This is a genomic window from Methanocalculus alkaliphilus (assembly GCF_024170505.1).
In the GTDB taxonomy this organism is placed as follows: domain Archaea; phylum Halobacteriota; class Methanomicrobia; order Methanomicrobiales; family Methanocorpusculaceae; genus Methanocalculus; species Methanocalculus alkaliphilus.
The window spans coordinates 1-21978 of the sequence record NZ_JALJYG010000005.1 but is presented as its reverse complement, the minus strand read 5'-3'; the positions used below and the strand labels follow the sequence as shown (position 1 = coordinate 21978).

Genomic DNA, 21978 nt, shown 5'->3' with positions numbered 1-21978 from the left:
TCCTCCTTCAGAGATAGCTCGATGCAGTAATCCCGTTTGGTGTTGCGACCTTCACCCATGAGGGACTGGCAACACCGGAGATATCTATGCTCATATTCAGGGACTCCCCGGGATCGAGGAGGCCGGGGTTGATGCCATCGGGGGTGATTGTCCCCTCCTGTATCCAGGATGCCCTGACCATTTGTGTGAACAGATCATCTGAGAGGTAGACATCCATACCTTCGGGCTTCGGATCGATGATGGTTGCTCCGTCATTTGTTATGAGGAGATAGAGCCGATCGTCAGTTAGCGTATACTCTTCGATGGCGATGGATGTACGAATGGTGGTCACCTGAACCTCTGTCATCTCACGCTGGGCGTTCATCACCGTCTCTGCGGTGATAAGGGTCGCGCCCACGAGGAGATATGCCACAAGGAGCAGGAGGAAGACTCCGACGACTGCCCCGATCAGATTTGCGATCGCCATACATGCCCCTCAGACTGCAGCAAATTCAGTGCTCCTTCTGACACCGTTTGGGAGGACTACCTGGAAGACGATCCTGTCTCCTGAGCCGACAACTCCACCGTTGGCGATGATCTCAAGCGTCTCCCCCCGATCCCAGAGTCCGTTTCCATTGTCGTCATGGAGTATGAATTGCCATTCCCCGGCATCCGGGACTCCCCCCTCCACATGTGTCAACCGCTTGTATTGCCCGGTTTTGCCAAGGAAGATATCGAACCTGGGGATGAGATTCTCCTGGATAGGGTTGACGCCGGTGTTCTTGATCCAGATATAGGCGACATCATCATCTGAATGGAGGACGGTATTGATGATCCTGATATCGGTCCGCATCCGGTCGTCCATCTCATGCGATCCCGCAACGAAGGTCTCCGATGCCTGGTAGATCGAAGGAAAGATTGCATTGACGAGGACACCTGCCGCTATGATTGCGGTAACCAGAAATATGGCAGTGACAAATGTCTCCGAGGTCATGGTGTCTTATCTGTCTGAGGGGGCGGGTTTCCTGATGGTCTTATATTTTATCGATCAGGTGCGCCCACTCCTCCCCGATCTCTTCTCTCTTCGATAGCCCGGATTTCTTTGAAAGACCCTTCTTCGAATCCCGCTCCATCATCACGGCGATCATGTCGCGATCGAGTGAGGTGTCGTCGGGTTCCATGATTCGGTTAAGAATATAGAGCTCTGAGACGAACTCGTCTGCCCCGACCTCATGCTCCTCGCCGAGTGAGGCGGGCATGATCCGTGCGATCTCTTTTACCTCGTCTGCCGCCTCCTTGGTGATGTACCCGATGGAACGGTAGCTGTCGAGCATGATATCAAGCCGATCATGGCCGTATTTCGTGATGGCGGCCTTCGTCCAGTTGAAGAGATGATAGACTTTCTGGAGGCAGAGCTTCTCATCACCGGACTCTTTCTTCTGGCTGGCAGACGGGGTCTCCGGCATCATCGGGTTTGGCAGCTGGGGGAGGGGAGGGGCAGGCTGTGCCTCAGGGTAATCGTCAGTCTCAGGTCTCTTCTTTGATCTCTTCGGCTTCTCCTCCTCTTCAAGCTCCACCATCTCGCGGAACTCAAAGAGCTCTGCCACCCTCGCCTCAAGCTCTTCGAGGCGGGCGGCATCGTCTGCGGTGAGGCCGGCGATCACCTCGCCGCCCCCCCCCTGTGCAAGGACGGTCAGGGGGTTGTCCCCCTCGTTGAGCCGCTCCCTGATGTCGATCAACAGCTTCTTGATCGACTTTTTGAGGAGCTCCACCTCCCGCTCCAGGTTCTGCAGTTTCACCTCGGGATCATCGGCGGAGGCGCTCGCCAGAATGCTGTCGACCTGAGACTGATCTACTGCCATAGATATATTATTGTTTCGTATGGGTAATTAAATATTTGGATTGGTATTGTTCCAGAATAGCGTACCTTTTCAGAAAAGTAGGGTGATGGCATGGTTCATACGGCATCCGGAAGAATGGCATGGATGGAGTGGATTCCGATGCGTGCCGATGTGGCAGAGCGTGCTCCCCAGTTGCTCAGAGGAGAAGAAAAAAAGTGGTTGTTTGGTTTACCTGAGAACGTTCACCGGGTAGATCGATGCTGGAACTGTCCGGATAATGGTTGTCAGTGCCCCAACCTCGGGTTGCATGGTTATTGTAAACCGGGTATTTGGTGTTGCTGAGGTTGGCACCTTCATCTCAAGGAGGAACTTCTCTCCCGGTCTGAGTACTCTGTCCTTAGGCTCGTTGATAGCGGTATCTCTGTTCTCAACTCTTTTGATAACCCACCCAGTATCAGGTGTTTCCCCATCAATTAAAGTTGCTGTAACGGATTTATCATTATTAAATGTTATTTGATGTCTCGCTGTTGCATCCGTATAGTGAACTCTCATAGCGGAGATGTTCATTGGCGACATGCCTGATGTCAGGCCAATGCTGAATCGAACTGTATCCAAATATGTTGCTCCAGTTTGAGCAATTCCATACACATCGCCGACAACTTCAATGCTGGATGATGCCTGGCCGATACCTGTGTGAACAACCTCCTGGCTCTTCTGTGCAGTGAAGAATCCTGCACCGAGCATCACATATGAGAAGACTGCGGCGACGACGACGAAGGCGATCAGGACGATAGCAGCTTCAAGGCCGGTAAATGCATTATCATTTCTTCTTTTCATCATAATCACCTTCAGTAGACCTCATAAAAAGCGTTCTTCCCAAATGAGAGTGGTGCAAACCGGGTAATCGGGAGTGCAGCTCCGGTTGAGGGTTTCACTTCAATGGTGAACGGGAGATTTGCTTTTATATTTCCGACACTAGAGCCGGTTATCGTAATTTCCGCTATCTCCCCCCGCTCAAGGAGATCGTTGTCATTAGCGTTGTGCTTACTCATATCAACAGCAGCATCATTTAATGTCAGATCATCAATGCTTGTCTGAGTGGAGACTGTATAGGTCACCCTCTTCATGTCAACCGGCATCCCGCCTGCAGCAAGGATAAGTGTAAAGGCCACACTCTTCACTTGTGAATCAGTGTTTGTTTCTAGAATAACCGGTCCGGAGACCTCCATATTCGTACCAGCCTGTCCGATAGCGGAGTAGACCGTCTCCTGGCTCTTCTGGGTTGTGAAGAACCCTGCGCCGAGCATAACATACGAGAAGACCGCAGCGACCACGATGAACGCAATCAGAACGATTGCGGCCTCAAGGCCGGTGAAGGCATCCTCATTTCTTCGTAACGTCATTTTCAATCACCTTTTAATGTTGAACGCTGGGTCTTCCCAACATTCTTACTCATCTTTGTATGTGCAATAATATATATAGGTATCTATCATACGGAGTTACATGAATCATTACGATTGCTTTTCTCTCCATGATAGTACTTATTGGAGGATCTTTAAAGCCGTGTATACAACAGGAGGTTTGCCAAATCATGGATAAACAGGATATCATGACATTCATCGGCGGGCTCGTCTTCGTGGTCATCATTGCCGTTGTTATCAATCCGATGGTCACCGGCGAAAGCCCTGATTTCAGCATTCCGCCGATGCCGGGCGCGGGGGAGCGCGGCCCGCAGGCGGTGGTGACCCCCCCGCCGACAGCAGTGCCGCTTGGGCAGATCAGTATCCCCCACCCGTCGACGGTTCAGGCGGCGAGTACCAAGGGTACGATGGCACAGGTCTGGGATGGCCAGCCGATCCGGCTTGGGTACGTCGATCCCGGCACCTATCACCTGACACGGCCGGATAGCTCGATCCCGGCACGGCGCCCCATCGAGACGGATGACCGGGAGGTGACCCTTCAGACATTTGCAACGATTGAAGGGCGGTGGAGCGGGGCATCCCAGGTGTTTGAGATCCCCTCCCCCCGGTGGGAGCTCTGGTACACTGTTAATCCATCGGTCCTCCCGACCGGATCCGGCCAGTCGGTCGGCTATCCCCGGTTCATCATCACCGTGATGGATGCCGAGGATCCAAACCGGGTCGTCCGTACCATCGACCCGGCAGGGGGCGGGATCATCGACGAACGACTCTGGAGCAACAACGATCCCCGCCCCTGGAAGGAGAGCTTCCTTGAAGGGGGACGGAGCTACTACCTGATCATCGAGAGCCGGCTCATCGAATCATATACAATAGAGGCGAAGGTCCCGGTGCAGTGAGTTGTGCTCGTGCTCTGTTTCCCTATCTAATCCACCACCTCCCTTCTTTTATTTTGCGAGACCTCATCACCCCGGAACGACCATATGATATGCTGGTCGTGTAAGGGAGCTACCTGCCCTTATTAAGATATATCAGTCACCTGGATCAGGGAGGAGTATATCTGCTCAATGACGGGTATCCAGAAGGGGTAGCCGTTGAATTTTGCCACCGAATACAGCACTGTCATCATGAGCTGCCACCCCAGGGGGATTGCAATGAGGATGGCGATAATCCCTATCAGATAGACCTGTGGGACCGGGTAATTCATCAATCTCAGGCTTAAGAGAATGAGGGCGATAGCAAGGCAGCCATAGATGATGAGGGTGAAGAATGTGGTATATCCGGCGTAAAGCCCTCCAAAAGGCTGCACTATGATCATTATGAAGAACAGGATCGCAGGGATCAGGAGAACAGAGATGAGCGTCGCAAGGGTAAGGGACCAGCGTTCATTAACGGTGAGGGTGCCCCGGAGCGCAAAAAGTGCAAGGAGACCTGCCGGGAGGTAGAAGGGCATCAGGTAGCGAATATCCGGAATAATCCCCGAATCATGGTTCAAGAGTGGGAGGTACTGAATGTATGCCGCCCATATTGCACATGCAATGAAGGCAAGTGTTCTGATCATCTGTCTGTCTATAGAACTGAACCGCTCACTATGGTGCCAGATCATGGCTGGTAATAGAATAATGGCAAAGACAACTATCGGAGAGACGGCGACAAGACTCATATTACCGGAAACCGGGGCGAATAGTATGCCAAAGAGATCTGAAAATAACGTATTGAATGTGAGATTAAAGTGGTGCGTTAGAACAGGGATGACGTCTTCGATACCTCCTGGATAGGGGATGGCCGAAGCGGATACTTCTCCACTCATGCTGGCGGCAATTACGTCCGTGGTGCTCTCAATGATTACTGGTGATCCCTCCCCGGAGACACCCGGGCTCACCCTTTCCTGATAATAGCCATGTGTGATCGATAATGTTGGTACAAGAGGATTGCCGGTGACAATGTAATTATTTACAAAAAATGGAATTGCCCCGAAAAATGTCCAGAGAGGGGTGAGTAGAATGCAGAGAACCCGATTTTTGGTTGATTGCCGAAAAGAGTCCGATACGATATGCATAGAAAAATAAGAGAGTACGCAGGCGATGAATACGGTGAATCCAAGCTCAGGACGCGCCCATGCAAGTAACCCAATTGCGATAAAAATGAGTGCGGCATCCAAATTTCTTTGCTTATAGGTATATCGTGCAAAAAACAGAATGACAGCAGTGATTAACGTTGCAACAAGGATATGGTCTTTTGCATCTGTTGCCCAGAAGATATAGGAAGAGCATGAAATACAAACAAGCGTTCCAAACAGGGCGTACCAGTCATCTTCAAAAATGCTTTTACAAATGAGAAATATCATAACTGCCATCAGGCTGAACAAGATATGATTTGTAAAGATTATCGCTGCTACTTCCCGCGGGGCATTCTCAGAGATAAAAGGAAAGGGGTTATATAGCCAGATATTTGCAAGAAGTCCGGCAAAGGCCAACCCGATTATTGGGATTGTTAACCTGATGCCTCTAAACTGTATTCGTTCAGGATAACGAATCTCGATTAAAAGTGCTATCAATACCGGCAAAATACTCCATAGGAGAATCACAGAGAACCGGAACTGATCTCCGAACAGATAAAAAAACTTCAGGGCAGGGAATGAAAGTAGAGGCAGCATTAAGGTGTATCCGAGAAGATTATTCCGAGCTTCGAAGTATGGTCCCGGGGTTCCATTTATAAAGACCCCATATTTGCCTTCATTAACGATCAGTTGCGTCCCTTCATCGAGCTGATGGAGCTGGTTAGCACTGATCCAACCGTCGTTGAGAAAAAGAGCAGGATTCGCAATTGTGATGATAAAGAAGAGTGCAAAGAGAAATACCAAGATCGAAAGTGTATGTTCCGAAAGGAACCATCCAATACTGTTCTCTGGGGCATGATTCGCCCTGGATGATTCATCTGAAGTTTTAGGATCTCTCCTTTCCTTTTGATTTTTTCTCTTTTGAATGGAATCTTTCTTTAATGTGGACATGCAGTTCCGCCTGATACCTTGGTTACTTCTGGTAACTACTGATTATATTTATTCATTGAAAGTTGTTATGTTTTCAAGTTTTTATTTTTTTTTCTCCACAGGCGGGAAGTCCCCTTGCGCAAGCTGGGGGTAGTTCACGTTGGGTTGTTTCATGGAGGAGTGAGGTATGGTTATTTGGGAATTGGGCTTGTCTGGATTGCCACGCAGAGTAATCAGCTTCTTTCCATAAAAACTAATCAGAATTCATAAATAAGGGAAAGATGTACATTGATATACCGGTATATGCAATGAAAAAAGGAATACCCGATATATCTGTCATCCTCCCTGCCTTAAATGAGGAGGAGACGATTGGTGAGTGTCTATCACGAATACAAAAGGTCTTCTCACATCTTCAGCTAGAGGGTGAGATCATCATTGCAGATTCCTCAAAAGACAGGACTGCTGAGATCGGGGAGTCTTTTGGGTGTGTGATAGTCCATCCTGAATCGATGGGATACGGCAATGCATATCTCGCAGCCTTTGCATTTGCGAAGGGGAGATATATCGTAATCGGCGATGCCGACAATACATATGATTTTTGTGAGATCCCAAAATTACTTGAACTGCTCGATGATGGTGCCGACTTCGTCATGGGGACGCGGCTGAAAGGTGATATTAAACCAGGTGCCATGCCTCCACTCCATCGGTATATTGGTAATCCCTTCCTCACCTGGCTATTAAACCAGCTCTTTGGAACCGATATATCAGATGCACATTGCGGGCTACGGGCAATCAGGCGGGAAGCGCTTGAAAGACTCAACTTGAAGACAGGAGGGATGGAGTTTGCTTCAGAGATGTTTATCGAGGCTGCAAAAGCCGGATTACGGATTGATGAAGTGCCGATCACCTACTGGCCAAGGGTTACACCTTCAAAACTGAGCAGTTTTTCTGATGGCTGGCGACACGTTCGTTTCATGCTTCTCTACCGCCCGCTCCCATTTATCGCTATTCCGGGCTTTGTTTTTGCGCTCCTGGGGCTTTTCATGATGGGGTTCTTTTATGTCAGAGGAGATGTCGAGACTTCGAATCTCCATTCCTTTATTCTTGCTTCTCTGGTATTCATTGGTGGATTACAGGCATTTCTTATGGGTTTGACAATTATGATGTACTCAGCTATTCATGGTTATAGTGATAAGAATAGCTTTATCAGAAAACTCATTAATTATCATAATTTGGAAAAGGAGCTTATACTTGGCATAATCCTGATGTTCGTCGGAGTGGCGATAGGGTATGGAATTGTTCATAATTGGGCTGCAACCGGCTTTGGTTCACTTTCACAGATCGCAAATGCAGTATGGTCCCTCACTTTTTTCCTCTCTGGCATGCAGATATTCTTTTCTGCCATCTTTATCAGCATGATGTTACTTGAACGTGGAAATGATGATGTATAAACTGGCAATCTCTGGTTTTTTCTTCGGTAACCTGAATGCCCACGCATACACATCTTAAAGAAGGAGACATTATAATCATGCACTCTCTCCTTTGTGTAAAACCATCGGATAGTACCCGTGCAATGAATTGGTTAATTGTGCTTTCTTCTGGATAGGATGATGAAAATCGCTTATGTGTATGACGCCATCTACCCCTATGTCCGCGGCGGTGCCGAGAAGCGGATATGGGAGCTTGCCACCCGGCTCGCCGCCCGCGGCCACGAGATTCATCTCTTCGGGATGAAATGGTGGAATGAGCCGGATACGGTGATCCAGCAGGGTGGTGTTACCATCCATGGTGTCTGCCCGGCTGAGCCGCTCTATGCAGGAGGCAGGCGGACTGCCGGCCAGGCGCTCCGGTTCGCCCGCTCGGTCTATCACCCGCTCCTGGCTCTTGGCAGGACCTCAGGGATTGATCTCATCGACTGCCAGAACTTCCCGTACTTCCCCTGCTTCTCTGCACACCGTGTTGCGAAACACCTTGGGATCCCCCTTGTGATCACCTGGCACGAGGTATGGGGGGAGTACTGGTACGAGTATCTCGGGCGGCGCGGGGTCTTTGGAAAGATCATCGAAGCAAGGGCGGCCGCGCTCCCCCACTATCCGATCGCCGTCTCGCCAATGACGGCTAGGGCGCTCGAAGGGCTCGGCATCACCGGAGATATCCCTGTTATTCCAAACGGGATCAATATGGGGCAGATAACAGCAGTTGTGCCGGCTGAAATGGAAGGAGGCGGCCCTGCGGCTTGTTATGGCCGCGGGGATGGCGGCCCTGACATCCCACAATCGGATATCATCTTCACCGGCCGCCTCATCCGGGAGAAGCATGTCGATCTCCTGATCCGGGCCGCCGCCCTTCTCAGGGAGGAGCTGCCCGGCCTCCGGCTTGCCATCATCGGCGACGGACCTGAGCGGCAGGCCCTTGAGCGGCTCACCCACAACCTTAGGCTGGAAGGCAGCGTCAGCTTCACCGGCTTCCTCCCCGACCATGACGCCGTCATCGCCGCCATGAAAGCGTCAAAAGTCTTCGTCCTCCCCTCAACAAGGGAGGGCTTCGGCATTGTGGCGCTGGAGGCAATGGCCTGCGGCCTGCCCGTGGTGACGGTAATTCATCCGCAGAATGCCGCCGCAGACCTGGTGGAGGATGGGGTGACCGGGTATCGCCGTCCGCTATCGCCGGAGGGGTTGGCAGAGGGGATCCGACTGTCTCTCTCTGAACGCGAACAGATGCAGGATGCCCTCCGGGCAGTGGCGGCGGAGTTTGAATGGAAGGGGATTCTGGAGCGGCTGGAGGGGGAGTACCGGGGGATGTGAGTGAAAAAAACCTATGAAAGCGATATTTGAAAAGTTTTATCTCATAAACAGGCGATTTTATCATACATATGCATGCAGGAACCTTCCCGGGGAATGATATGTGTGACCAGTACCCCTAATTCAGGAGCTATACAATGAGCTGGAATAATAAGAATGTTTTAATCACCGGTATCAGCGGTTTTGCAGGGTCCTATCTCGCCCGTCACCTGATTGATCAGGGTGCAGACATCTTCGGGCTTGTCCGCCGCCGGGCAGATGGCTCCCTTCCAAATAATATCAGGGAGAAGAATATTGCAAACAGCATCACCTTCATCGAGGGAAATCTGGAGGATATAACCGGGATGGCAACTGCACTTGATATCTCTGACCCGGATGTCATCTTCCATCTTGCAGCCCAGTCTTTTGTTCCCAGGTCTTTTTCCCACCCGATAGAGACCGCCCAGATCAACTCCATCGGGACCAATAACCTTCTTGAGGCGGTCAGATTGAAAGACTGTGATCCGAGGATTATTTTTGCCGGATCTTCCGAAGAGTACGGCCTCGTCTTCAGTTCAGAGGAACAGTACCAGCGGATGAAGGCTGTCCACGGCACCATCTACCCTGAACCGACCTCGATTCCGGAGGTGCCGATCAAAGAGACGAACCCGCTCCGCCCGATGTCCCCCTACGCGGTGAGCAAAGTCTATGGCGATCACCTGATGCGGAACTACTTTTATACATATGGCACAAAAGCGATCGTCTCACGGGCATTCAACCACGAAGGAGCGGGCCGCGGTATGATGTTTGTTACATCAGTCATCACAAACCAGGTGGCAAAACTCGTTGCAGGTGAGATCAAAGAGATTACCATCGGGAATGTGAATGCCTTCCGGGACTGGTCACATGTCATTGATACGATCCACGGCTACTGCCTGTTGGCCGAGAAGGGGCTGCCTGGGGATGTCTATAACCAGGGATCCATGCGGACGACCTCGGTTCTGAGCTATATTCTTCTCAGCCTTGAATCTGCCGGAATTCCGGTGGATAAAATTGAGACGGTGCGGAATAGCAAGGTTATCAGCGAACCGACGATGCGGGATTCATCTGCTGTCTTTGGAGTGCCATTTGAGAAGACGAAGGTCGATTCGATGATGCTTGCGGGTGAGATTGACTTTTCAGCTGAAGATGGCGGTATTACAGTCTATTCCGGTGCACGGAAGATACCGATCGTCTTCGATCCGGATCGGTTCCGGCCGGCCGAGGTTCCGATCCTCTTCTCTGATACCACAAAAATACAGAAGCTTGGGTTTTCAACAAAATTCAGTGTGGATGATATCGTCCGTGATCAACTGAACTATTACCTGAACGAGATCAGGCGAACATGAAGATTGCGATCTTCCATGACTATTTCGGGGCGATCGGGGGAGGGGAACGGGTTGCCATCACCCTTGCCAATATTTTGAAGGCTGATATTATCACAACTGTTCCTGATGCAGCATGTAGACTGGATAAGAACGTCCATATCAGAAGTCTTGGATCTCCGATCACAATTCCCCCTTTGAAACAGCTCTCTACAACTTGGAAGTTTGCCTCAGCTGATTTCTCTGATGAGTATGATTTCTTTATTTTTACCGGGATGTGGAGTCATTATGCTGCCAGATTCAACTCTCCCAATATCTGGTACTGCTACTCGCCCGAAAGATCATTCTATGATCTCTATACAAACTTTCTTTCACGACAGAACTGTTTATCCAGACAGGCATTCCGGCTCTGGACAACCATCCATCGTAGATTTGATCAGCGTTCTGTGAGGGAGGTTGACCAGATTGTAACTATATCTGAGAATGTCAGGAAGCGGATTCAGCAGTACTATCACCGGGACGCTCAGGTAATCTATCCTCCTGTGGATACCTCCAGGTACCACTGTAAAGAGTATGGTGACTTCTGGCTCTCGGTGAACCGCTTTTATCCTGAAAAGCGCATAGATCTCCAGATCGAAGCTTTTCGCTCTCTACCTGATAAGCGGATCATCATTGTTGGAGGGTATTCTGAAGGTGATCGACATGCAGGCATGTATGCAGAGAAGTTAATGAAGGATCTTCCCCCAAATGTCGAGATCCTCGGCGAAGTCACGGAAGAGAAACTCCTCGATCTCTATGGCCGATGCCGGGGCCTGGTGTGTACCGCCCTTGACGAGGATTTCGGGCTGACCCCGGTCGAGGCGATGGCCTCCGGGAAGCCGGTTGTGGCGGTGAATGAAGGCGGCTTCCGGGAGACGGTAACCCCCGAAACAGGAGTGCTGGTTTCCGCAGATGCACGCGAGATTGCGGAGGCGGTGAGGCAGGTGTCGAGTGAGCCGGAGCGTTACCGGGAGGCATGTGTGAAGAGGGCGAAGGAGTTTGATACAATTGTCTTTTCAGAAAAAATACAGCGGGTGATAAATGATGTTTCTTAACCACATCAGAACCCTCTATAATTATAGAGCTCTGATCCGGGCGCTTGCCTGGGGTGAGTTCAAACAGAGATATAAAAACTCCATTCTTGGATACTTCTGGTCGCTTCTTGAACCGCTTCTATTGCTTACAGTACTGTATGTAGTATTTTCAAACCTGATGCGGATAGAGGTTGAGTACTACCAGCTCTTCCTGCTCCTTGGTATCATTCTCTGGAACTTTTTTGCAAAAGCAACATCATTTGGCCTCTCTGCAATTGTTGGAAGACCCGGTCTTGTACAGAAAATTTACTTCCCACGAGATATTCTTGTACTATCTTTCTGTATAACAGCTCTCCTTATGAGCATCTTTGAGTCCCTGGTCTTCATCTTATTTATGCTCTATTTCAAGGTAGCTCCATCAGTAACACTGTTGTATGTGCTCCCAATCCTGCTTATTCTCTTCACCCTGGCTCTTGGAGTTTCGCTTGCACTGGCCGCCCTGAATGTCTCGTATCGCGATGTCCAGTTTATCTGGGCTGTGGTATTGTCCGCAGGTTTCTTTGCCACCCCTATCCTTTACCCGGTTACAATTTTTCCTGAAGGACTTCGTGATATCTTTCTTTTAAACCCAATGGCCCATATCATCATTGAGGCAAGGAATGTGATAATCTATGCAACACCTCCATCGATCGGAAGCCTTCTGTATGCAGGAATTGTCTCCCTCATTACACTTGCAGTCGGATACCTGATTTTCGCTCACTATGAACCTCGTTTTGCGGAGGAGATGTAATGAACGCAATTGATGTTGAACACCTGCGAAAGGAGTTTCGTATTCCTCACGAGAAACGGACAACATTATTTGAGGCTCTGACCGGTTTCCTAAGGCCTGTCCAGTATGAAACCTTCCCTGCACTCCATGATGTCACCTTCTCTGTTGAAGAAGGAGAGATGCTCGGCATCATCGGTGAGAATGGGAGCGGGAAGAGCACCCTCCTGAAGATCCTGGCACAGATCATGCGGCCGACATCCGGATCAGTTTCTGTTCATCGCAGGCTTACACCATTTCTGGAGCTTGGTGTTGGTTTTAACCCTGATTTTACCGCAGTTGAAAATATCAAGATGTATAGTACGATCATGGGTCTTTCACACCGGGATATTGCGGATAAAATTGATGAGATCCTTGAATTTGCAGATCTTACACATTTCCGGGACACAAAACTGAAAAATTACTCCTCAGGGATGCAGGTCCGGCTGGCTTTCTCAACCGCAATCCAGACAGATCCCGAAATTCTGCTCCTTGATGAAGTACTCGCTGTCGGTGATATGGATTTTCAGCAGAAATGTATGGATGTACTCAAGCGTTACCGGAACGAAGGCGTCACAATCGTCTTTGTCTCCCATGATCTCGGCTCTGTCCGGCGGTTCTGTGACCGCACCCTCCTCCTCCAGAAGGGGGAGCAGGTTGCTTTAGGGGATACAAACGAAGTCATTGACCGGTATGTCTATGGAAAATCAGCTGAAGAGCCAACCGGAGCTGCACCTGAAGCCGATGCAGCACCTGCCGAACAGGTGGAGAGGACACGCTGGGGTGATGGTAAGGTCGAGATCACCGGAGTTAAATTCTACAATAAGTTTGGTGCTGAGAGTATCCGGTTCAACACCTTCGATCCGATGACGATAAGGATCTTTTATTCATCAAAAGAACGCATTGAGGATCCGGTGTTTGGAATTGCTCTATACTCTGATAAAGGAGAGCAGCTTTATGGGACGAATACAGAGCTGAAAGATATTATCATAGGGTATATCAATGGTGATGGACATATCGATCTCTTGGTAGACCGGATACCGATGCTCGCTGGAAAGTATCAGCTTACCGTTGCGGTTCACAGCCATAGTGGTCAGCCTTATGACTGGCTTGATAAACTCTATTCATTTGATATAATACAAACAGGAAGGGATGCAGGACTCTTTGATGTACCCTGTCGATGGGAGAAATAACGAGGAAGCATATGAGCGATACACCATTTCAGATACACGACGACGAGATAAATGTTGAAGAGATCATGCAGAAGATCCGTGATAATATCCGGCGCCGGAAAGAAGCGGGACTTCTTCCGGCTGACCCGGACTCAATACAACCTATATCAGATCCCATATCATCTCACACCCCGGATTACAGCCGGGATCTCTCGTACCTCTCCGGCAACTGGGATATCCAGAATAATAGCTATTTCATCTCTTCCCACCGCCCACATATCGGCAAATACCTGGTAAAAGGGCGGAATCTCGTACATGGCGAGGTCCGGCGATACGTCGACCCGGTGATTTGGAAGCAGACTGAGTTTAACCGATGTACTGCACGGACAATTGAGGGTCTAATGGGGCGCCTTTCAGAAATTGATCGTCAGGTACATGAACTGATCCGCTCAGAAATGAATGATCTGCGATCCAACATACAGGCTGAGATCGCCGATGAAGTAAGAAAGCAGGTCGAAACGGCTCTCCTTGCCATGGACACGGACATCCAGAACAAGGGCTGGCTTGCGAAGGTGCTTGAGGGGCGGATAGCCAGCCCCCCCTCCCCCGCATCAGAGGAGAATACCTCTTCAGTATCAGAGGGAAGTGGCATCAACTACTTCGTGTTTGAAGATCGGTTCCGGGGAACACGCGCTCTCATTAAAAACAGGCAAAATGCATTTCTTCCATACTTCGAAGGATGCAGGAATGTCCTTGACATTGGCTGCGGCCGGGGCGAGTTCCTCGAACTGATGAAAGAGCAGGGGATCGGTGCCCGTGGCGTGGATCTGGATGAGACGATGGTAGATTACTGCCGGATGCGGGGGCTTGAGGTGGAGCAGAATGACGCCCTCACCTATCTTGAGCAGTTGGAGGACGCAAGTCTTGATGGCATCTTCATCGACCAGGTTGTCGAGCATCTTGAACCGGGGTATTTGATCCGGCTACTCCAGCTCTGCCACCAGAAGTTGAAGTACGGGTTTTACCTTGTTGCCGAGACGGTGAACCCGCTCTCATTCACGTCATTTGCCAACTTCTACATCGACCTGACGCATGTCAAGCCGGTGCACCCGGAGACGCTGCGGTTCTTATTCGATAATGCCGGTTTCCGGGAGATTGATGTCAATTTCCTTTCGCCTGTCACAGACGAGGCACGGCTTCAGAAGGTTCCTGTTAGTGATGAGATTGGTGGAGCGATGGGGGAGATGGAGCGGCATCGGGTTGAGGTGTATAACAGGAATATTGAGATGCTGAATGGAATTTTGTATGGTGCCCAGGATTATGTTGTTGTGGGGAAGAAATAATTGGGGTTGAACCATTAGTGCGTAATATACACTCTATTCATCAATTTCATGCAGGATCTGCATACGGTGATGCAGTTACTAACTCGATGTTATTTACTCGAAAAATCCTTCGACAACTTGGCTTTAATTCAGAGATATATGTGCTTCATGTTGCGCCAGAACTAAAGCACGAATTGTATTCATATAAAGAATACAGATCAAAAGAAAATCAGATTCTATTGGTTCATCATTCAATGGGCCACGATATCCTTGACTGGGTTATTCAGGTGGAAGATGAGAAATTTTTAATATATCATAATATTACACCTCATCATTTCTTCCCCGCGGGTTCTCCAAATCATTATTATTCACAGTTGGGAAGAAAACAACTTGATTTGTTGAAAAATGTTATTAAAGCATCCATATGCGACTCACACATTAATGAAGAGGAATTAATTGGGCTTGGTTATAAAGATACAACAGTAATCCCGCTTCTTATAAATATTGATGATATTCTGAAGAAGAATTGGAATCAGGAGATTGAAGTAAAGAACTCTTATTATTTTAATGTATTATTCGTTGGACGAATTTCCCCCAATAAATGCCAGCATGATTTGGTAATAGTTGCCAACTATCTTCGTTCACTATTTCCTATCCCTTTTAAAATCCATCTTGTTGGGGGATATGAACATAATGATCCCTATTATCAGGAACTTAAAAAGAGTGTCGATCGATATGGTCTTTCAGAGATTGTTCATCTTACTGGAAAGGTTTCGGAAGAAGATTTATATGGATATTATCGGTTAGCTGATCTCTTCGTATCCATGAGTGAACATGAAGGCTTTGGCGTCCCCCTTATTGAAGCGATGGTATTTGATGTTCCGGTCATTGCCTACAACTCCAGTAACATTCCCTATACACTTGGAAACTCAGGTTTATTATTAAATACAAAAAACCATCTTGAAATAGCCTCATTAATAGAATATATTGCACAAAATAAGAATATTCGAAGAAGAATCATTGAACGGCAACGGCAACACCTTCGGTCATACTCTCTTTCCTCTATCATCCAGAAGTTAATAACATTTTTCAAGAATAACCATATTCATATCCCTTGTTATCCTGATGAATTTATTCAAAATATGAATTCAGATTCAATTCAATACCAAATAGAAGGTCCCTTTGATAGCAGCTATAGTCTTGCCATGGTAAACAGGGAGATTGCACGAGCTTTGAACGGTACATATCCTGATAAGGTAACTCTCCATTCTACAGACGGTCTTGGGGATTATAACCCTTCAAATAATCCGCTACCAAAAGATATTCAAAAAATGTGGGATTTAGGAAAAGCAAATCAAGATGTTCATGCGGTGATCAGAAATCTCTATCCTCCGCGTGTTTCCAATATGAAAGGAACTATTAACATCTTAGGTAGTTATGGGTGGGAAGAGTCAGGTTTTCCAGGTGAATATATTGATGGTTTTTATGCACATCTTGATGGCATTGCCACAATGTCAGACTATGTCACCCAGTTATTGATCAGTAATGGTGTATCTTTACCCATAATAACCATGGGAATTGGTGTTGATCATTGTTTAACTGTGAAAGAGAAGCAATATTATAAAAATCTTGGTAAAGGCTTTCGCTTTCTCCATATATCGTCTGGATTTCCCAGAAAAGGTATTGATGTGCTTTTAAAGGCATACACGATGGCATTTACAAATCTGGATGATGTAACCCTGATTATTAAAACAGTTCCACATTATCTGAATACCGTTTCAAATCAAGTTCACCATTATAGAAAGAATATGAAAAGTTGTCCGAATATCATTTTGATCGATGAGGATCTAGACTATGGGTATATTATAAATCTTTACAAAAGATGCAATGCGTATGTTGGTCCATCCAGAGGGGAGGGCTTTGGACTCCCATTTGCAGAAGCTATGTTGTTTGGTTTACCAGTTATTATTACAGGTTATGGAGGGCAGCTTGATTTTGCTGATAAAGACAATGCATGGCTCATTGACTATTCATTTGCTTATGCAGAGACTCATATCGGGCTGAACGATTCTGTCTGGGTTGAACCGGATGCAGAACATCTGGCCACACTTATGAAGGAGATCGCTTCCCAATCTCCCGATCTCATTCAGAAAAAAACCAAACGGGCAAAGGAAACCATTCAAGAACAATATACATGGAATCAGTGTGCCAGACGACTTGATCAGTTTGTCCATGCCCTTGATTCATCTGAAAGCAAACCAGGGGACAGGATTCGGCTCGGATGGGTCTCTGGCTGGGGGACAAAAAAACAGGTTGCGAAATATTCAGGTTCTCTATTACACTCTTTCGATCCTGCCTTATTTCATGTAACCGTCTTTTCAAATACTCCCCCAGTTCAACCATCAGACGATCAACATCAAGCTATCCATTACTGGAACAATATACCCAATTCTTCCCTAGATTCATTATATTCTGAAGTTGTATCAAAAAATATTGATATTTTGTTAATACATTTTGAATTTGGCTTCTTTGATATTGGTATATTCGGAAAATTCATTGATTCTCTTTCAGAGAAAGATGTTGCTATCATCATAATAATGCATTCCACTGTAGATTATAATGATCCTGGCAACAATGTTTCACTTAGGAGTATTGGTGAATCACTGAGAAAAGTCCAGAGAATTTTTGTTCACTGTGTCAATGATTTAAATCAGCTCAAAGAATATGGAATTATTTGTAATACGGCACTTTTCCCTCATGGAGTTGATGAATGTCCATCTGTTGATATAAAGAATCTGAAGAGAGATATGGATCTGCAAGAGAAAAAAATCATAGCATCATATGGCCATATATTACCATATAAAGGTATTACCGAATTATTATATGCATTTAAAATAGTCCATAACCAGATTCCAGAATCTCATCTGTTGCTCATTAGCACTACAGTATCCAGTCAGGAATCGTTGTCATTGCTTGAGGAATGTCGATCTCTTATTCAGGATCTCAATCTTGAGGCTCACATTACACTGATAACCAATTACTTGGAAGATAGAGATTCCCTTGCACTTCTGTCACTGTCTGACGTGATTGTATATCCTTATCAGTATGCACATAAGGCATCAAGTAACGCCGTGAGACTCGGACTGGCATCCGGAAAGCCAGTCCTTTGCACACCCCTGATCACATTTAACGATGTTGCACCCATAATTTACTACCTCTCCGGAACTGATCATGAATCGATTGCACTTGGAATCATATCTTCTCTACAGAAGACGCACATACACTCTGACGCTCAATTAAAATGGATAGAGCAACACCAATGGAGTTCATTGTCAAAACGATTGATGAATATTATAGCTTCAATTCAGAAACACTCAACAATGGCCTTTTCTCATAAGGTTCCATTGTTTGAAAACGTAAAATGACACATTATCTTGAGGAGGTATCTAGAATCATGGCGAAAATATTGGAATTAATAAACCAGAAAATTGGCGATCTCATCTCACAAAAACACGAGAATAGGCAGATAAGCGAAGTGAAAGTTGACATAGGCGGAAAGGAATATACAATCGCATCAGATGATGATTATCTTGAGCATATACGCAATTGCTTTGAGCCGGAAATGGTAGAGCTTTTTAAACATTTGGCAAAGGATAGTACAGTAATTTTTGACATAGGTGCTAATATAGGTTGTACTGCCATCCTTTTTGGAGAGTTATCGGAGAATGTATATGCATTTGAACCATCCCAAACAACGTTTCGATTCCTTGAACAAAATATCATCCAATCAGGGCATTCAAATATAATACTTCACAATATTGGACTTGGATCGGAGTCGGGAGAATCTACCCTAACATTCGCACCGTCGAATCGATCCGGTGGCTTTGTTTCGAACCAGACACAGGCGAGTACTGGCCACATCGTCGAAAAGATTGTTATTAAAACCTTAGACGAGGTTGTTAACTCACTTCAGTTACAACAGATTGACTTTATTAAAATCGATGTCGAGGGATTTGAGGAACATGTTCTTCGTGGGGGTAAGCAGACGCTTTCAAACTTTATGCCTCTGGTTGTCCTGGAATTGAATCACTGGTGTTTAAATGCATTCCAGAGGACATCGGTTCCGGATTTTTTTGATTTCCTTCGCTCACTATTCCCGATTCTGCTGGCAGTTGATGGATCGAATTACCTTGATTTACATAACGAAAGTGATAGTTATACTGTAAAAGTGATAGTTATACTGTAATGTACCTCCATATTACACAAATGAAATACCAAAATATAGTTGCCTGCTTTGATGAAGCTCAAATTCGTGACTTCAGGTTACACTATACGCATGGTACAAACTAGGATCCGATGGTGGCTACTCTCTTAATTCATATCAGGTTTATCTCTGGTTTGGTGATTGGCAATCGTTGTGTGGTGATTGACAGATAATGACATCAATTGAAGTACTTCTTGCCCATAGGATTATTGACGACTCAGAGCTAATTGGCCAGGACTTGCTTGGCATGTATGATACGCTCACCGGATTGGGATATAAAGTTGGATTTCTCGGGGAATACGTGAATGGAGAGGCAAAGAACCATTCTATCGACGCAGCAAGTGTTCCTAATGTCCTCAGTAATCCTAATTTGCTTCTCATATATCACCATAGTGCAAATTGGGAGTATGGGAACCAACTATTGAGGGACTTTCGAGGAAAATTAATCGTGAAATATCATAGTATTCCGCCACCTGAATATTTTCACAGTTATTCAACTCAGTATTATGAGCAATGGTACAGGGGATTTACTCAAACACCATCTTTGATCCAGCAGGATCGGAAGTGCGTTTGGTGGTTCAATTCAAATTTCGACTCTATTCACCTGCACAACTGCGGCCTTAATGCAGATTGGTTTATTGTCCCACCTTTTACAAAGGATCTTAAACAGCAGGAGCCAGAATATCACATCATTGATACTTTGATCAATAATCATTGCAATAACATTCTTTTTGCCGGGAGGGTTATGCCAAACAGGGGATATATTCATCTTTTCGAAATAATAAAACAGTATGTTGAGTTCTATGACTCCAATATACATCTCTGGTTAGTCGGTCCAATTGATCATACACAACCCGGGTCATATTACAATGAACTTGAAGAATGGATACAAAATAATAATATGCAGCACTATGTATCGTTCACCGATGCAGTACCTTCAAACGATCTCTATGGATATTATCTTGGTTGTGATGCGTTTCTCTGTATGAGTGAATATGAAGGATTGTATGTACCTCTGATCGAGGCTCAGAGACTTGGACTTCCGGTTGTAACCTATGGAGGAACAGGTCTTGGTGAAACCGTAGGAAAAAACCAGATTGTCCTGGATCAAATTAATTATGAATTCGCAGCATCTGCTCTTTACACATTGTATATTGATAAGAGAGTCAATAGATTCTGCAGACATCATGGGTTGAAAAACGCTCAGTCACGATTTTCTCAGGAACAGATCAAAAAAGAGTTTATCTCAGCATTTGAACAATCAATTTCAACATTATCCTGGTGAAAATTACAATGATATATAAAAGCGTCCGGGAAGATCCCAGGGAGGCATCTTTTGATAAAGCTGTATTTTTTTACGGAGTGATGACCTGATGAAAATGGCATATTTCAGCCCCTTGCCGCCCCAGAAGAGTGGTATATCCAACTATTCTGAACTGCTCCTGCCATATCTGGGCAAATATTATGATATTGATGTATGGGTATTTGGCCAGAGGCCAAACACGCACTTCTCTCAACGCCATGATATTATAGATTACAAAAATAACCGATCAATCCCTGAAAAACTGAAAAATTATGATGTTGTACTATATAATATTGGTAACAATCCTGAGTTTCATTCTGAGATATATGAGACGTTTCTCCACCATCCGGGAATTGTCATTCTACACGATTATGTAATCTATTATCTGGTTACAGGATATTTTCTCAACTACAAGGATGATCGCGAGAAATATATCCAGGAATTCTTCTATAATTATGGTATCGAGGGTATAGATGCGGTAAAACATATTTTAAGAGGATATCTTCCTCCTCTGCAATATCCTCATCCGGAACGATATCCGCTCCTCCGAAGACTTATTGAAACAGCACCCGGAATCATTGTACATTCAGAGTCGACACGAAAAATGCTGATTGATATCGGATGTTCTCCCTCTAAGGTTGTAACGATCAACTTTCTAATAGATACAGCTATGCCACTAAACTGTTCTCTGGAAGAAAACCGCGAACAGAGAAGGCGGTACGGTATTTCTGAGGATGATATTCTGATTTCTTCTTTTGGGTATGTAGCACCGACAAAGCGTAATGAGCAGGTTATATCAGTTGTTAATGAGATTGTATCAACCACATCCCTCAATATAACATACCTCATGGTTGGCGAAGGGAACTATATTGACGGATTATTAAGCAATCATATAAAAAAAACTGGATTCACTTCCATGGAAGAGTACGAAAAGTTATTGTGTGCTTCCGATATTGTTGTAAACCTCAGGTACCCTTCGATGGGGGAGTGTTCAATGACACTGATCCAGGCATTGACTGTAGGAAAATCATGCATTGTTTCGAACAATGCATGGTTTTCAGAACTTCCGGATAATGTGGTGATGAAAATACCTGTTGATATAGTGGAGGAGCGACATGCACTGAAAGATGCAATCCTGTCACTCATCTATGATAATGAAAAAAGGATGGAACTGGGTAGAAATGCACATGAATATGTTTTCAGATTTCATGATCCCTCATATATAGCAGAACGTATGCATCAGTTTTTTAATTACATTTTGGATACTTGTGGAGATCTTGCGAAAAAATATGATTGAGCAACATGTAATGCTCAAAAATAATTTTTTTAATAATGATTTCATAATAATTTTATCAAATAAATGTTCAATCCTCCCCAACCAAATAACCGACATTCGGCAGCTAATTTTTCACGCATAATATTTTTCCACCCCAGACCCAAACAGCCGCGTTATATCCTGTAATTCGTCTGTATAATTGAGAATCCGGCACTTAACCCCTGTATCAGTCACTTCTTCTATCTGCCGAACCCGCCATAGAAGAAAATGGTGAAATAATGAATATTGAGATTGATTATCTCACTTTGCGAACCCTTTGTAAAAGTACCACCTAATTATATTGAAAAACCATAAAGTACAATTATATGTACAAACAAATATAATGCCAGTAT

The 21978-nt window shown here is 46.0% G+C and carries 18 protein-coding genes and 1 pseudogene; 13 read left to right on the top strand and 6 right to left on the bottom strand.

Annotation, left to right across the window (positions count from 1 at the left end; all coding sequences use genetic code 11):
- Positions 1-7: 7 nt before the first annotated feature.
- From J2T58_RS04935 to J2T58_RS04915, 5 genes are all read right to left on the bottom strand, one after another.
- Positions 8-466 carry a hypothetical protein gene (locus J2T58_RS04935; protein ID WP_253487899.1) on the bottom strand — a complete coding sequence of 153 codons (459 nt, stop codon included), beginning with the start codon at positions 464-466 and terminating at the stop codon, positions 8-10.
- Positions 467-475: 9 nt separating this feature from the next.
- Complete coding sequence (locus J2T58_RS04930) at positions 476-973, bottom strand: flagellin (RefSeq protein WP_253487898.1); 498 nt, start codon at positions 971-973, stop codon at positions 476-478.
- A gap of 40 nt (positions 974-1013) precedes the next feature.
- A complete protein-coding gene (locus J2T58_RS04925; protein WP_253487897.1) occupies positions 1014-1841 on the bottom strand; it encodes a FlaD/FlaE family flagellar protein in 828 nt (275 codons plus the stop codon).
- Between the two features lie 207 nt (positions 1842-2048).
- Positions 2049-2660, bottom strand: coding sequence for a flagellin (locus J2T58_RS04920; RefSeq protein WP_253487896.1), 612 nt, complete (start codon positions 2658-2660; stop codon positions 2049-2051).
- An 8-nt stretch (positions 2661-2668) separates the two neighbouring features.
- Positions 2669-3223: a flagellin gene (locus tag J2T58_RS04915; RefSeq protein ID WP_253487895.1), complete on the bottom strand. Its 555-nt coding sequence runs from the start codon at positions 3221-3223 to the stop codon at positions 2669-2671.
- 188 nt (positions 3224-3411) lie between these two features.
- On the opposite strand from J2T58_RS04915, the gene J2T58_RS04910 reads away from it, so the two are divergent.
- Positions 3412-4137 (top strand): hypothetical protein, encoded by a 726-nt coding sequence (locus J2T58_RS04910; RefSeq protein WP_253487894.1) that lies wholly within the window; start codon positions 3412-3414, stop codon positions 4135-4137.
- Positions 4138-4259: 122 nt separating this feature from the next.
- Here J2T58_RS04910 and J2T58_RS04905 read toward each other — a convergent pair whose 3' ends face one another.
- On the bottom strand, positions 4260-6248 hold the full coding sequence (locus J2T58_RS04905) for a hypothetical protein (RefSeq protein ID WP_253487891.1): 1989 nt from the start codon (positions 6246-6248) through the stop codon (positions 4260-4262).
- A 260-nt stretch (positions 6249-6508) separates the two neighbouring features.
- On the opposite strand from J2T58_RS04905, the gene J2T58_RS04900 reads away from it, so the two are divergent.
- The 12 genes and pseudogenes from J2T58_RS04900 to J2T58_RS04850 all read left to right on the top strand — a co-directional run bounded on the left by J2T58_RS04900 (position 6509) and on the right by J2T58_RS04850 (position 21607).
- Complete coding sequence (locus tag J2T58_RS04900; protein WP_253487889.1) at positions 6509-7678, top strand: glycosyltransferase family 2 protein; 1170 nt, start codon at positions 6509-6511, stop codon at positions 7676-7678.
- 156 nt (positions 7679-7834) lie between these two features.
- Entirely contained in the window at positions 7835-9031 is a 1197-nt protein-coding gene (locus tag J2T58_RS04895) for a glycosyltransferase family 4 protein (protein ID WP_253487887.1), read from the top strand.
- A gap of 134 nt (positions 9032-9165) precedes the next feature.
- Positions 9166-10395 carry a GDP-mannose 4,6-dehydratase gene (locus tag J2T58_RS04890; protein ID WP_253487885.1) on the top strand — a complete coding sequence of 410 codons (1230 nt, stop codon included), beginning with the start codon at positions 9166-9168 and terminating at the stop codon, positions 10393-10395.
- A complete protein-coding gene (locus J2T58_RS04885) occupies positions 10392-11465 on the top strand; it encodes a glycosyltransferase (protein WP_253487883.1) in 1074 nt (357 codons plus the stop codon). Before J2T58_RS04890 ends, J2T58_RS04885 begins: the two co-directional genes overlap by 4 nt.
- Complete coding sequence (locus J2T58_RS04880; protein WP_253487881.1) at positions 11452-12234, top strand: ABC transporter permease; 783 nt, start codon at positions 11452-11454, stop codon at positions 12232-12234. The genes J2T58_RS04885 and J2T58_RS04880 overlap by 14 nt, the downstream gene beginning before the upstream one ends.
- A 77-nt stretch (positions 12235-12311) precedes the next feature.
- A pseudogene (locus J2T58_RS11300) lies at positions 12312-12740 on the top strand (ABC transporter ATP-binding protein); the annotation flags it as partial.
- Between the two features lie 27 nt (positions 12741-12767).
- Positions 12768-13442, top strand: a complete 675-nt coding sequence (locus J2T58_RS11295; protein ID WP_436262632.1) for a Wzt carbohydrate-binding domain-containing protein — start codon at positions 12768-12770, stop codon at positions 13440-13442.
- 11 nt (positions 13443-13453) lie between these two features.
- A complete protein-coding gene (locus J2T58_RS04870; protein ID WP_253487877.1) occupies positions 13454-14764 on the top strand; it encodes a class I SAM-dependent methyltransferase in 1311 nt (436 codons plus the stop codon).
- A gap of 140 nt (positions 14765-14904) precedes the next feature.
- Positions 14905-18168 (top strand): glycosyltransferase, encoded by a 3264-nt coding sequence (locus J2T58_RS04865; RefSeq protein ID WP_253487875.1) that lies wholly within the window; start codon positions 14905-14907, stop codon positions 18166-18168.
- Positions 18169-18197: 29 nt separating this feature from the next.
- The gene (locus J2T58_RS04860; RefSeq protein WP_253487873.1) at positions 18198-18989 is read left to right on the top strand and encodes an FkbM family methyltransferase; all 792 of its coding nucleotides are present in this window, start codon (positions 18198-18200) and stop codon (positions 18987-18989) included.
- Between the two features lie 190 nt (positions 18990-19179).
- Positions 19180-20292, top strand: coding sequence for a glycosyltransferase family 4 protein (locus J2T58_RS04855; protein WP_253487871.1), 1113 nt, complete (start codon positions 19180-19182; stop codon positions 20290-20292).
- 88 nt (positions 20293-20380) lie between these two features.
- Positions 20381-21607, top strand: a complete 1227-nt coding sequence (locus J2T58_RS04850) for a glycosyltransferase family 4 protein (protein WP_253487869.1) — start codon at positions 20381-20383, stop codon at positions 21605-21607.
- Positions 21608-21978: the final 371 nt, after the last annotated feature.

Bases quoted from the DNA above. Each gene is read 5' to 3' on its own strand.
- J2T58_RS04915 (WP_253487895.1), bottom strand. From the start codon at position 3,223: ATGACGTTACGAAGAAATGAGGATGCCTTCACCGGCCTTGAGGCCGCA.
- J2T58_RS04895 (WP_253487887.1), top strand. From the start codon at position 7,835: ATGATGAAAATCGCTTATGTGTATGACGCCATCTACCCCTATGTCCGC.
- J2T58_RS11295 (WP_436262632.1), top strand. From the start codon at position 12,768: ATGGATTTTCAGCAGAAATGTATGGATGTACTCAAGCGTTACCGGAAC.
- J2T58_RS04900 (WP_253487889.1), top strand. From the start codon at position 6,509: ATGTACATTGATATACCGGTATATGCAATGAAAAAAGGAATACCCGAT.
- J2T58_RS04890 (WP_253487885.1), top strand. From the start codon at position 9,166: ATGAGCTGGAATAATAAGAATGTTTTAATCACCGGTATCAGCGGTTTT.
- J2T58_RS04870 (WP_253487877.1), top strand. From the start codon at position 13,454: ATGAGCGATACACCATTTCAGATACACGACGACGAGATAAATGTTGAA.
- J2T58_RS04910 (WP_253487894.1), top strand. From the start codon at position 3,412: ATGGATAAACAGGATATCATGACATTCATCGGCGGGCTCGTCTTCGTG.
- J2T58_RS04850 (WP_253487869.1), top strand. From the start codon at position 20,381: ATGAAAATGGCATATTTCAGCCCCTTGCCGCCCCAGAAGAGTGGTATA.
- J2T58_RS04930 (WP_253487898.1), bottom strand. From the start codon at position 973: ATGACCTCGGAGACATTTGTCACTGCCATATTTCTGGTTACCGCAATC.
- J2T58_RS04935 (WP_253487899.1), bottom strand. From the start codon at position 466: ATGGCGATCGCAAATCTGATCGGGGCAGTCGTCGGAGTCTTCCTCCTG.
- J2T58_RS04860 (WP_253487873.1), top strand. From the start codon at position 18,198: ATGGCGAAAATATTGGAATTAATAAACCAGAAAATTGGCGATCTCATC.
- J2T58_RS04920 (WP_253487896.1), bottom strand. From the start codon at position 2,660: ATGATGAAAAGAAGAAATGATAATGCATTTACCGGCCTTGAAGCTGCT.
- J2T58_RS04905 (WP_253487891.1), bottom strand. From the start codon at position 6,248: ATGTCCACATTAAAGAAAGATTCCATTCAAAAGAGAAAAAATCAAAAG.
- J2T58_RS04855 (WP_253487871.1), top strand. From the start codon at position 19,180: ATGACATCAATTGAAGTACTTCTTGCCCATAGGATTATTGACGACTCA.
- J2T58_RS04925 (WP_253487897.1), bottom strand. From the start codon at position 1,841: ATGGCAGTAGATCAGTCTCAGGTCGACAGCATTCTGGCGAGCGCCTCC.
- J2T58_RS04880 (WP_253487881.1), top strand. From the start codon at position 11,452: ATGATGTTTCTTAACCACATCAGAACCCTCTATAATTATAGAGCTCTG.
- J2T58_RS04885 (WP_253487883.1), top strand. From the start codon at position 10,392: ATGAAGATTGCGATCTTCCATGACTATTTCGGGGCGATCGGGGGAGGG.